Annotated in this window: 13 protein-coding genes; 4 read left to right on the plus strand and 9 right to left on the minus strand. The window is 40.4% G+C overall.

All coding sequences use genetic code 11. From position 1 onward, the window contains the following. Nucleotides 1–11: 11 nt before the first annotated feature. Complete coding sequence (locus BSEPE_RS04915; RefSeq protein WP_066044687.1) at nt 12–812, plus strand: inositol monophosphatase family protein; 801 nt, start codon at nt 12–14, stop codon at nt 810–812. Here the strand turns inward: BSEPE_RS04915 and BSEPE_RS04920 are convergent. The 3 genes from BSEPE_RS04920 to BSEPE_RS04930 are packed head-to-tail and all read right to left on the minus strand — an operon-like array spanning nt 801 to nt 3,309. Next, entirely contained in the window at nt 801–1,544 is a 744-nt protein-coding gene (locus BSEPE_RS04920; protein ID WP_066044689.1) for a YciK family oxidoreductase, read from the minus strand. The genes BSEPE_RS04915 and BSEPE_RS04920 overlap by 12 nt on opposite strands. Continuing rightward, entirely contained in the window at nt 1,541–2,674 is a 1,134-nt protein-coding gene (locus BSEPE_RS04925) for a DNA recombination protein RmuC (RefSeq protein ID WP_066044691.1), read from the minus strand. The genes BSEPE_RS04920 and BSEPE_RS04925 overlap by 4 nt, the downstream gene beginning before the upstream one ends. Then, on the minus strand, nt 2,674–3,309 hold the full coding sequence (locus BSEPE_RS04930) for an HAD family hydrolase (RefSeq protein WP_162262087.1): 636 nt from the start codon (nt 3,307–3,309) through the stop codon (nt 2,674–2,676). The genes BSEPE_RS04925 and BSEPE_RS04930 overlap by 1 nt, the downstream gene beginning before the upstream one ends. A gap of 45 nt (nt 3,310–3,354) precedes the next feature. Between BSEPE_RS04930 and BSEPE_RS04935 the strand changes: the two genes are divergently transcribed. After that, nucleotides 3,355–4,065: a lysophospholipid acyltransferase family protein gene (locus tag BSEPE_RS04935; protein WP_066044693.1), complete on the plus strand. Its 711-nt coding sequence runs from the start codon at nt 3,355–3,357 to the stop codon at nt 4,063–4,065. On the opposite strand, the gene rnt is transcribed toward BSEPE_RS04935, so the two are convergent. Both rnt and BSEPE_RS04945 read right to left on the minus strand, forming a co-directional pair. Continuing rightward, complete coding sequence (gene rnt / locus BSEPE_RS04940) at nt 4,043–4,633, minus strand: ribonuclease T (protein ID WP_066044694.1); 591 nt, start codon at nt 4,631–4,633, stop codon at nt 4,043–4,045. The two genes, BSEPE_RS04935 and rnt, sit on opposite strands and share 23 nt — an antisense overlap. Next, nucleotides 4,623–5,057, minus strand: coding sequence for a GNAT family N-acetyltransferase (locus BSEPE_RS04945; protein ID WP_066044696.1), 435 nt, complete (start codon nt 5,055–5,057; stop codon nt 4,623–4,625). The genes rnt and BSEPE_RS04945 overlap by 11 nt, the downstream gene beginning before the upstream one ends. Nucleotides 5,058–5,133: 76 nt before the next feature. On the opposite strand from BSEPE_RS04945, the gene ilvD reads away from it, so the two are divergent. Then, the gene (ilvD, locus tag BSEPE_RS04950; protein ID WP_066044698.1) at nt 5,134–6,801 is read left to right on the plus strand and encodes a dihydroxy-acid dehydratase; all 1,668 of its coding nucleotides are present in this window, start codon (nt 5,134–5,136) and stop codon (nt 6,799–6,801) included. Between the two features lies 1 nt (nt 6,802). Here ilvD and BSEPE_RS04955 read toward each other — a convergent pair whose 3' ends face one another. Continuing rightward, entirely contained in the window at nt 6,803–7,687 is an 885-nt protein-coding gene (locus BSEPE_RS04955) for a dienelactone hydrolase family protein (RefSeq protein WP_066044700.1), read from the minus strand. An 11-nt stretch (nt 7,688–7,698) separates the two neighbouring features. After that, entirely contained in the window at nt 7,699–9,567 is a 1,869-nt protein-coding gene (thiC, locus tag BSEPE_RS04960) for a phosphomethylpyrimidine synthase ThiC (protein WP_066044702.1), read from the minus strand. Between the two features lie 43 nt (nt 9,568–9,610). Here thiC and hemB point away from each other — a divergent pair, with 43 nt between their 5' ends. After that, entirely contained in the window at nt 9,611–10,600 is a 990-nt protein-coding gene (hemB, locus tag BSEPE_RS04965; protein WP_066044705.1) for a porphobilinogen synthase, read from the plus strand. A 10-nt stretch (nt 10,601–10,610) separates the two neighbouring features. On the opposite strand, the gene BSEPE_RS04970 is transcribed toward hemB, so the two are convergent. Both BSEPE_RS04970 and BSEPE_RS04975 read right to left on the minus strand, forming a co-directional pair. Continuing rightward, the gene (locus tag BSEPE_RS04970) at nt 10,611–10,943 is read right to left on the minus strand and encodes a type II toxin-antitoxin system HicB family antitoxin (RefSeq protein ID WP_066044707.1); all 333 of its coding nucleotides are present in this window, start codon (nt 10,941–10,943) and stop codon (nt 10,611–10,613) included. Beyond that, nucleotides 10,943–11,194 (minus strand): type II toxin-antitoxin system HicA family toxin, encoded by a 252-nt coding sequence (locus tag BSEPE_RS04975; RefSeq protein ID WP_070104588.1) that lies wholly within the window; start codon nt 11,192–11,194, stop codon nt 10,943–10,945. The genes BSEPE_RS04970 and BSEPE_RS04975 overlap by 1 nt, the downstream gene beginning before the upstream one ends. Nucleotides 11,195–11,197 lie beyond the last annotated feature (3 nt).

The following is an 11,197-nucleotide window of genomic DNA, read 5'->3' on the forward strand; positions in this document are numbered from 1 at the left end:
TGTCTATTTTTATGCATCCTACGCTTAATATCGCCATCAAAGCCGCTCGCAAAGCCGGTGACATCATTTTAAGATACCACAATCAAATTGACTTGCTAACGATTGAAAATAAAGCAGCCAATGACTTTGTTTCCGAAGTGGACAAGGCTGCCGAAGATGCTATTATAGACGAGTTGAAATACGCTTTTCCCGATCATTCGATTTTAGGTGAAGAAAATGGCGAGATTTTAGGCGACGACCGCTTTCAGTGGATTATTGACCCATTAGACGGCACCACTAACTATTTACACGGGTTCCCGCAGTATTCGGTTTCAATTGCTTTATATATTGATAATGAAGCCAGACACGCTGTCGTTTATGACCCATTCAAAGAAGAATTATTTACCGCTTCAAAAGGCGATGGCGCTTATTTGAACGAGCAAAGAATTCGCATGACCAGTACCCGAGGTTTTGAAAATACACTCATTGGTACTGGTTTCCCGTTCAAAGCACCACAGCATTTAGATGCTTACTTAGATATGTTCAAAGCCATCCATCCACAAGTATCTGGCATTCGTCGTGCAGGCTCTGCTGCATTAGATTTGGCTTGGTTAGCAGCGGGCAGAATGGACGGATTTTGGGAAATTGAACTCAATATCTGGGACATTGCTGCTGGCGCATTAATTGTCAAAGAGGCAGGTGGTTACATTGGCGATTTTTCAGGTAGGGATAAATACCTAGAAACAGGTAATGTTGTCGCTGGTAATGAGGCAGTATTTAAAGCAATTTTAAAGACCATTCATCCGCACCTTACTGCGGACTTACAACGATAGTTGCTCGCCATTTATCCCCTCTGCAGTCTCGCTCATTAGATAAACGATTGCCAAAGATTTGTTCTCTGGCAATGGGTTTTTATCCGCATTTTCCGCAGGATAAGCTGTGCGTCTCATCTCAGTTCTCATGCGTCCTGGATCTAGCGAATTAACACGAATATTGGTTTTTTCCAACTCTTCTGAGAGGGTTTTGCTTAATCCTTCAATGGCAAATTTACTTACCCCATAAGCACCCCAATAAGCTCGGGCATCACGCCCTACTGAGGAAGATAAAAACAACACTCTTGCATCTTTGGATTTATTCAACACGGGGATTAGTGCTTGCGTAAGCATAAACACGGCATTAACATTGATTTGCATCACCGAATACCAAAGTTTGATATCATATTGTTCAATCGGCATCATTGTGCCGATAATACCCGCATTGTGAATTAATCCATCCAAATGACCAAAATTTGTCAATAAATCTGCTTGCAATTGCTCATAATGCTCAGGCGTTGCACCCTCTAAATCTAAAGGGTAAAGCATCGGCTCTTGATAACCTGCATCCGTCACTTCGTCATATACCGCTTCAAGCGAGGCTAAATCACGCCCCAACATAATGACGGTGGCACCCGCTTTGGCTAAATCTAGCGTCATTGCTCTACCAAAGCCACGATTGGCACCAGTAACAAGAATAATTTTGTCTGTTAATTCATTACCTATGATTTTATAATTGGTTGGAATATTCATTCTTTAATCTCCTTTTTTGAAGTAACACCTAAGGTTTTTAATTTACCTGCAACACTCAAGATACTGCCCTTGCCGTCTGACAATCTATTTCTCGCTGTATCATAACTGTCTTTGGCTTTATTTAAGTGTTTTTCCATATCATCCATTGATTTAATAAACCCAGAAACCTTGTCATACATTGCCCCTGCTTGACGCACAATTTCTTCAGTATTCTTATTTTGCCTTTCTGTGTTCCAAATATGATGCACGGTTTTAAGGCTCATCATTAGCGTTGAAGGTGACACCAGGGCAACATTTTTCTTTAAGGCGTCATTAAACAAATTTGGCTTTTTCTCTAACGCCACTAATAGCGATGCTTCAATCGGGAAGAACACAAAAATATAGTCCAAGGTATTTACCCCTTCTAAATTTTCATAGGATTTAAGTGAGATATTTTTAATGTGATTATCAATCGATTTAATGTGTGCATTAATCGCATCTGTATCACCTGAAACATAGTTTTGATAATCTTTAAGTGATACCTTGGAATCAATAATAATATCTTTACCATCGGGTAAATGCACAATTACATCGGGTCTTGAATTCTTACCCTCTTCATCTTTTAAGGTTACCTGTATGTGATATTGCTCATTTTTTTTAAGTCCAGAATCCTTCAAAATTGACTCTAAAATCATTTCACCCCAATCGCCCTGCTGCTTGTTATCATAAGTCAGTGCATTGGTAAGTTTTTCCGTACCTTCCAATGTGTTTTTATGCGCATCTGCCAATGCCTTTATTTGTTGCTCCAATGCGCTTCTATCCTTGGCTTGATCAACGGAAAGTCCTTCCATTTTTTTACGGAATTCTTCAATTTGGATTTTAAGTGGATTGAGTAAATCAGCATTTTTTTCACTTAAATTTTGGCTGTCTTTCTTTAGCACTACCGCAGAAATCTTTTCAAAAGTCCGATCCATTTGTTCTTTTGAACTTTGCATAAAATCAAAGGTTTTGGCTTGCTCTTCTAATTTTGTTATTAACTGCGCTTTTTCAGTGGACAACTGCATGAACTTATCTTTGAATTTTCCAAAACGAAAAAATACAACACTTGCGCCGATTGCAAGCCCTAGCAATATCCCTAATAATATTTCCATTAAATCAACTCCTGTATATCCTGCGGATGCTCAACCAAATAATCATAATTCCAATCATCTGTCACTTTCCCGTAGCCATAAGCCACTGCCACAGTTTTGATGCCTGCATTTTTACCTGCTAACATATCATTTTTATCATCGCCAATAAACAAACACGATACTGGGTCAACTGCCAATCTTGCACAAGCATAAAGTAGCGGCGCAGGATGCGGCTTGTTATGCTCTAGTGTATCACCACAAACAATAACATCAGGTTTGATATCCATTTTATCTAACAATAAATGGGTTAAATTTTCAGGCTTATTGGTAACAATACCCCAAAGCAAGCCTTTTGCCTTTATAACACCCAATAAATCGTCAATACCCTCAAAAGTTTTTGCGTATTTATCGATATTATCGGTGTAAATCTGCAGCAATCTTTGGTGCCTACTGTCAAACTTAGGGTGCAACTCATCGCAGTCAAAACCCATACTTACCAAGGTTTTTCCGCCAAATGCCACTAACGGTTTGATATCTGCATAGGGTTTTTCTGGCATACCATTTTCCAACAGTAAAGTATTTAATGCGAACGCCAAATCAGGTGCAGTATCAATCAGTGTACCGTCTAAATCAAAAAGAAGCGTGTTAATTGCCATAAAAATCATTAAAATCTTAAGTTCGTAAATTATAACCACATACCAATGCTATTTTTAAGATCTCTGCTTTACTTTTTAGGGTCGGCACTTGTTTTAATTGTGTTGGTTGTTATTTCAATACCATTATTCTTCATGCCAATCAAGGTGCGTTACGGTCTTTTAGTGAATTGGTCTAAGTTTTGCATTTGGTGGTTACGCATTACGCTCAACATTAAACTCAAACTCATTGGTAAAGAAAACATCCCAACAACGCCCTGTGTAATTATCTCTAACCATCAATCTACCTGGGAAACCATCGCCCTGCAAACCATTTATCCACATCAAACCTGGGTATTAAAACAAGAATTACTATTAATTCCTGTATTTGGTTGGGGGTTGGCACTTCTCAAACCCGTTATTATCAATCGTGGCGAGAAGTTAAAAGCATTGAGAAAAGTTATCAAACAAGGTGCTGATCGAGTTTCTAAAGGTATTTTTATCGTGATATTTCCAGAGGGCACTCGTCAACCTTATGGGCAACTTGGTGAATACCAAAAGGGAGGGGTTGCTATTGCTAAAAAAGCCAACTGTGACATTTCACCTGTATGTCACAATGCAGGTATATTATGGGCTAAAGGTAGTTTTATTAAACAATCAGGCACGATTACTGTTGTTATCGGTAAGCCGATTTCTGTTGAAGGTAAATCGGCGAGTGTATTGATTAAAGAAATAAAAGACTGGACTGAAAAAACCGCTAAGAATATTGCTGAGCATTAAATATTTGACAAAAAAGTTCTGCTGTTTTTTGTGTGTCATATAACGCCGAATGTGCACTGGCATCGTCCCATTCAATATTTGCCACGCGCATCGCTTTTGCCAATACCGTCTCCCCATAATACAAAGCAGAAAGACTAACGGTGTCAATGGTTGAAAATTGATGAAATGGATTTTTTAATTTTGAGCGATTGCCAGCTGCATATAAAAATCCCAAATCAAAAAAAGCATTATGCCCAACTAGGATAGCACGGGTGCACTCTTCTGTCTTTACTTCGGTACGAACGGATTGAAAAATTTCACTCAATGCCGATTTTTCGCTCACTGCCATACGCAGAGGATTGTCCACATCAATACCATTGAATTTAAGGGCTGATGCCTCTAACACGCTCCCTTTAAAAGGAGTTATATGAAAATGTTTAGGTTTTTTTGGGTAAAAAACACCCTTTTCATTGACGCCAATTGTAATCGCACAAATTTCGAGCATTGCATCGGTCTGTGCATTAAAACCTGCAGTTTCAATATCAATAACAACGGGTAAATAACCCCTTATACGGTCTTTAATTTGCATTGGTTATTCCTTTAAAAAAGATAGACGAATTACGCTGATGGTCAAATAATTTTTGCCTGTTTTTTGGCAATTCACTTATTTCCATTTGCACAAAACCTTGCTTTAAAAACCAAAGTGCATTGTGCTTCGACAAGGCAAAAATTTTAGAGAAATTATCAACTTTTGCCTTTTGCATTACTTTAACCATTAGTTTATCCGAAATACCTTGATTTTGCATATTTTTTGACACAGCAAGTGCATAAATTTCCCCCATACCACCCTCTTGGCAATTTTTTAAGCCTGCACAGGCAATCACAATACCAGATTGCTCTAATATGACAAAATCCGCGATATTGTCGCTAATTTGTGCGTAAGTACGGGGTAATATCCTACCCTCTGCAACAAAAGGCGCAATCAAATCTAATATTTGCTGTGCTGTATCCAATTTGGGTCAAAAAAGGCTTTGAGAAAACCTCTATTTTAGTCTAAAATTTAACACTTTACATTCATACAAATATATTATGTCCTCAAGTTCAAGGAAATATTCCTCACAAGTCGTTGATGGTTACGAACGCGCACCCAGTCGCGCAATGCTTTACCCTGTTGGTTTCAAAAAGGAGGACTTTAAAAAGCCGCAAGTCGGTATTGCTTCTACTTGGTCGATGGTTACACCGTGTAACATGCACATCAATAAATTAGCCGATGAAGCGGAAAAAGGCGTCAATAGTGCGGGTGGTAAAGGGGTTATTTTTAATACCATTACCATTTCAGACGGTATTTCTATGGGCTCAGAAGGTATGAAATATTCCTTGGTTTCTCGTGAAGTGATTGCAGATTCCATTGAGACGGTTGTTGGTTGTCAAGGTTTTGATGGCGTTGTTGCCATTGGTGGTTGCGACAAAAATATGCCTGGTTGCATTATCGGTCTTGCTCGGCTTAATCGTCCAGGTATTTTTGTTTACGGTGGCACCATTCAGCCAGGTAAAGGTCATACCGATGTGGTTAGCGTGTTTGAGGCAGTTGGACAATTTGCCAACAATACGATTGATGCGATTGAATTGGAGAATATTGAAAAGACGGCCATTCCTGGTCCGGGCTCTTGTGGTGGTATGTACACGGCAAATACTATGGCGAGTGCAATTGAAGCATTGGGTATGAGTTTGCCAAATTCTTCAGCGCAAGATGCCATTTCAGATGAAAAAAACAATGACTGTGTGCGTGCAGGTGAAGCTGTTCTTAATTTATTAGAAAAAGACATTAAGCCGAATGATATTATGACAATGAAAGCATTTGAAAATGCGATTACCGTTATTATTGCCCTTGGTGGCTCTACCAATGCGGTGCTACACTTAATTGCCATGGCTTACGCCGCTGGGGTTGATTTAAATATAGATGATTTCACTCGTATCGGTAAAAATGTCCCTGTTATCGCTGACCTTAAACCATCAGGAAAATATATGATGAGTGAGTTGGTTAAAATCGGTGGCACCCTGCCATTGATGAAGATGTTATTAGACGCAGGTTTGTTACACGGTGACTGTATCACGGTAACAGGTCACACCATGGCTGAAAACTTAAAAAATGTAAAACCTTATGCAGATTCACAAGAAATTATCAGAGCCTTAGACAATCCAATCAAAAAGGATTCACACTTACGCATCCTACGAGGTAACCTTGCAGAAGAAGGTGCAGTGGCAAAAATCACGGGCAAAGAAGGCTTAAGTTTTCAGGGCACCGCCAAATGCTTCGGCCGTGAAGAAGAGGCGTTATCCGCTGTTCTCAACGACGAAATTAAATCAGGCGATGTCATTGTTATCCGCTATGAAGGTCCCGCTGGTGGCCCAGGTATGCGTGAAATGCTTGCCCCGACTTCCGCCGTGATGGGTAAAGGCTTAGGTGGCGAAGTTGCCTTAATTACCGATGGTCGCTTCTCAGGTGGCACCCACGGATTTGTGGTGGGTCACATCACTCCAGAAGCCTTTAAAGGTGGTGTGCTAGCAATCGTAGAAGATGGCGATGGAATTCTCATCGATGCAGAAAACAACAAATTAGAATTATTGGTTGCGCAAAGTGTGATTGATGAACGCTTATCTAAGTGGACACAGCCGAAACCGAACTACACCAAAGGTGTGCTGGCTAAGTTTGCAAAATTGGCGAAATCAGCCTCTGAAGGTGCTGTAACAGACTAACCTACTGTAAATGTTTTCTGACAAAATCTGCCGTCCTCTGATTGGCATCTTTGGCAGCTAAATCATCGGCAAAAGTTCGCACATGCTCTGGACGGAAATCAAAACCTCTGCCAACACCTGGGTAGACAATTAATTCAACATCGACACCTTTTTCTTTCAACACTTTGGTTGCTAAGAAAATCGGGCGCAGTCTTTGATATTGTTCGTATTCACCGATAAATACCAAAGTTGGCACTTTGAGTTTATCAATTTCTGGCGCATATTGATAAACTTGCTCAACTTCTGAACCATCAGGGTCTTGCCAATGTGGATAATAGCCAACATAACACGCTACCTTATCTTCTTGTTTTTTATGTGTTACTAAGGCTTTTAGCGTCATGTAACCGCCACGAGTATGTGCAACTGTGCAGACTTTATTACCGATAATATCATCGCGTTCCAGCAGGATATCAATGCCTTTTGCTACATGATGGTCGTAAGCAGGTGTGTGTTTATTTGGAAATGGTGGTTTGAGATAAGTGCCAAACATATTCGGGGCTAACACAATAAAACCACGGGCTGCCAAGCGTTTAATCCTCGGCAATGTCCAAGAATCTAAACCACGACGACCATGCTGAAACAAAATTGGTAAATATTTACCGGGTTTTGTCGGCTTAAATAAATAAGCCTCAACCTCAACATCACCGTCCATATAAGTCACTCCTTGCATAGAAACTTGATAATTCTGCGGCACAGATAATCGCCCTTCTTTCCACCATGCATCATCCCACCAGCGTTTTTCTTTGTCTTGCGGATAGTTGATTTCAACCCAAGGCTTAGAAGGATGCACGCCCGCAAAAATCAGACTAGAAAAACACAGTATTGAAAATAAAGTCAGTTTTCTCATGGTAACCTCAATTATGTGTTCTTTAAATAAATCTCACTATCATTTTGTAAGAATTCGTCTGATTTTTTATCCATGCCCAGCCGAACAACTGCATCAATCTTGGCAAGCTCTTCCGCATCCATAGTTTTAATTTCTTGCGTAATCTTCATTGAGCAGAATTTTGGCCCACACATTGAGCAGAAATGTGAAGTCTTTGCCGCTTGTTTTGGCAGGGTTTCATCGTGGTATTTTCTTGCTGTATCTGGATCTAGCCCTAAATTAAACTGGTCTTCCCATCTAAATTCAAAGCGCGCTTTGGATAGGGCGTTATCACGAATTTGTGCCCCCGGATGTCCTTTGGCAAGGTCAGCCGCATGAGCGGCGATTTTGTAGGCAATAATACCTTGTTTAACATCGTCTTGATTAGGCAGCCCGAGGTGTTCTTTTGGGGTTACATAACATAACATTGCACAACCATACCAACCGATTTGCGCTGCACCAATGGCAGAAGTAATGTGGTCGTATCCCGGTGCAATGTCAGTCGTCAATGGACCCAAGGTATAGAATGGCGCCTCACCACATTCGTCCAGTTGCTTCTCCATATTCTCTTTAATCATCTGCATTGGCACATGACCTGGACCTTCAATAAAAGTCTGCACATCATGCTTCCAGGCGATTTTTGTCAATTCACCCAGTGTTTCTAACTCGCCGAATTGCGCAGCATCGTTGGCATCGGCAATACAGCCTGGACGCAACCCATCACCAAGCGAGAAAGTGATGTCGTAGGCTTTCATGATGGCACAAATTTCTTCAAAATGCGTATAGATGAAACTCTCAGTGTGATGTGCCAAACACCATTTTGCCATAATGGAGCCACCACGAGAAACGATGCCCGTCACCCTATTAATCGTCAATGGCACATGTTGCAAGCGTACACCTGCGTGAATGGTAAAATAATCCACACCTTGTTCGGCTTGCTCGATTAAAGTGTCTCGGAACACCGCCCAAGTTAAATCTTCAGCAATACCATTGACTTTTTCTAATGCTTGATAAATCGGCACAGTGCCAATCGGAACAGGTGAATTACGAATAATCCACTCACGCGTTTCATGAATATTTTTTCCCGTGGATAAATCCATAATTGTATCAGCACCCCAACGAATACCCCACACCATTTTATCCACTTCTTCGTCGATACTTGATCCTAAGGCTGAATTACCGATATTGCCGTTAATTTTGACCATAAAGTTACGACCAATAATCATCGGCTCGCTTTCAGGATGATTGATATTCGCAGGTATCACCGCACGACCTCGTGCCACTTCATCGCGTACAAACTCAGGGGTAATCATCTTTGAAATGCTGGCACCGAACGATTCCCCTTTATGTTGTCCAATTTTATCTTTGTAATCTTGCCATTTACAATTCTCACGAATGGCAATATATTCCATCTCTGGAGTGATAATACCCTGGCGTGCGTAATGCATTTGCGTTACATTTTTGCCCGCTTTTGCTCGACGAGGTGCTTGTAAATGCTCAAAACGCAATTCATCCAAATCACCGTTGTTACGGCGTTCACTGGAAAAGTTTGAACTCAGTCCGTCCAGTAATTCGGTATCATTTCGTTCTTCAATCCAAGCCGAACGAACGCTACCCAATCCCTTACGCAGGTTGATTTCTACCTTAGGGTCGGTATACACACCCGAAGTATCATACACATAAATTGGGTCATTTTTTTCAGCCAATTCACCAATGGTATCCGTTAGCGTAATTTTACGCATTGGTACTTGAATATCAGCACGCGACCCCTCAACATAAGTTTTCGTTGAATTTGGTAATGGCTTAATAAAAGAGGCGTCCACATTGGACATTTTGTTTAAGGTTTTGCTTGCAGTTGTCATTGTTGTATAATTGCCTTATTAAATGAAATGAATTTTTATAATTATGACAATTTTAACCCATAGACCGCGTCGTATGAGAAAACACGCATATACCCGTAAATTAATGCGTGAAAACATACTGACTGTCGAGGATTTAATCCTGCCGATTTTCGTTATAGAAGGGGAAAATAAACGCGAAAATATTGATTCTATGCCAGCCGTAGAGCGTCTGAGTATTGACCAATTACTAATTGAAGCGGGCGAAATTGTCACCTTAGGTATTTGCGCTGTGGCACTTTTCCCCGTCGTCAGCGAGGATAAAAAGTCATTAACTGCCGAAGAGGCTTACAATAAAGACGGTTTGGCACAACGCGCCGTCCGTGCTTTAAAGAAAAAATATCCAGAATTAGCCGTCATCACCGATGTCGCTCTCGACCCATTTACCACCCATGGACAAGATGGTTTAATTAACGATAAAGGCTATGTGCTCAATGATGAAACCACCAAGGTTCTCGTCAAACAAGCGCTTTCTCATGCGCAAGCAGGTGCTGACATCGTTGCCCCAAGTGATATGATGGATGGTCGTATTGGCGCCATCCGTGAGGCCTTAGAAGAAAACAATTTCATTCATACCAACATTCTTGCTTACGCCGCCAAATATGCCTCTAGTTACTACGGTCCTTTCCGCGACGCCGTCGGCTCCGCCAAAAATTTAGGCACATCCAGTAAAGAAACCTACCAAATGGACCCCGCCAACGCCGACGAAGCTATCCGCGAAGTCAGTCTAGACATTGATGAAGGTGCCGATATGGTAATGATAAAGCCTGGCTTGCCCTATCTTGATATCGTCTATCGTATTAAGCAAACTTTCGGCATGCCAACTTTTGCCTACCATGTCAGTGGAGAATATTCTATGCTTAAAGCGACGGCACAAAATGGTTGGATTAATGAAGAAAAAGTCGTACTTGAAACGCTACTGTCTTTTAAGCGAGCTGGTGCAGATGCGGTTTTGACTTACTATGCTAAACAAGTGGCAATTTGGTTAAAGAATTAACTTTAATTTTCTACTGATAAGACCTTAGTCTATCTGTAATAAAGTTACGCACTAAAGCATTAACGCTCATTTTACGCTGTCGGGCAACTTGCGTTAATTGCGCATGTTCTTTTGGGTCTATACGCAGAGAGAATTTTCCAGATGCTGGTTTAACAACCTGATTATTATTTTTCTTGCAAGTTTCGAGATAAAAGTCAACAGATGCTTTAAATTCATCATAAATTTTTTTGGCGTTATCACTTTCAAAAAGGATTTTATTCTTGCCGATATTAATCACTTCACCCCAAAATATTTGGTCCTCTTCGCTAAAGTTTACTTGTGCCTTATAACCCTTGTATTCCATTATTTAACTCCAATATCTTTCAAAAAATTTTGTAACTGTTTTATCACATAGGTTTTAACTTCGTTATTCGGATGTGGCTTATGTAAAACAATAAACGCATCACCAAATCTAAACACAATCCTTGAACCACTACCTTCGCTTCTTACTAATCCAATAGCAATCAATAAATTATCAATATCACTAAATTTAATATTCTTTAACGCTGGTTTTGTTAATAATCTATCAAGTGTTTTCCTATGCTTATTATTCATATA

Origin of the sequence: endosymbiont of Bathymodiolus septemdierum str. Myojin knoll, from assembly GCF_001547755.1 — a bacterium.
Classification (GTDB): Bacteria; Pseudomonadota; Gammaproteobacteria; order PS1; family Pseudothioglobaceae; genus Thiodubiliella.

What these genes read in the sequence shown, in the direction of transcription:
- BSEPE_RS04915 (WP_066044687.1), top strand. Translation starts at nt 12, where the DNA reads ATGCATCCTACGCTTAATATCGCCATCAAAGCCGCTCGCAAAGCCGGT.
- BSEPE_RS04920 (WP_066044689.1), bottom strand. Translation starts at nt 1,544, where the DNA reads ATGAATATTCCAACCAATTATAAAATCATAGGTAATGAATTAACAGAC.
- BSEPE_RS04925 (WP_066044691.1), bottom strand. Translation starts at nt 2,674, where the DNA reads ATGGAAATATTATTAGGGATATTGCTAGGGCTTGCAATCGGCGCAAGT.
- BSEPE_RS04930 (WP_162262087.1), bottom strand. Translation starts at nt 3,309, where the DNA reads ATGGCAATTAACACGCTTCTTTTTGATTTAGACGGTACACTGATTGAT.
- BSEPE_RS04935 (WP_066044693.1), top strand. Translation starts at nt 3,355, where the DNA reads ATGCTATTTTTAAGATCTCTGCTTTACTTTTTAGGGTCGGCACTTGTT.
- rnt (WP_066044694.1), bottom strand. Translation starts at nt 4,633, where the DNA reads ATGCAAATTAAAGACCGTATAAGGGGTTATTTACCCGTTGTTATTGAT.
- ilvD (WP_066044698.1), top strand. Translation starts at nt 5,134, where the DNA reads ATGTCCTCAAGTTCAAGGAAATATTCCTCACAAGTCGTTGATGGTTAC.
- BSEPE_RS04955 (WP_066044700.1), bottom strand. Translation starts at nt 7,687, where the DNA reads ATGAGAAAACTGACTTTATTTTCAATACTGTGTTTTTCTAGTCTGATT.
- thiC (WP_066044702.1), bottom strand. Translation starts at nt 9,567, where the DNA reads ATGACAACTGCAAGCAAAACCTTAAACAAAATGTCCAATGTGGACGCC.
- hemB (WP_066044705.1), top strand. Translation starts at nt 9,611, where the DNA reads ATGACAATTTTAACCCATAGACCGCGTCGTATGAGAAAACACGCATAT.
- BSEPE_RS04970 (WP_066044707.1), bottom strand. Translation starts at nt 10,943, where the DNA reads ATGGAATACAAGGGTTATAAGGCACAAGTAAACTTTAGCGAAGAGGAC.
- BSEPE_RS04975 (WP_070104588.1), bottom strand. Translation starts at nt 11,194, where the DNA reads ATGAATAATAAGCATAGGAAAACACTTGATAGATTATTAACAAAACCA.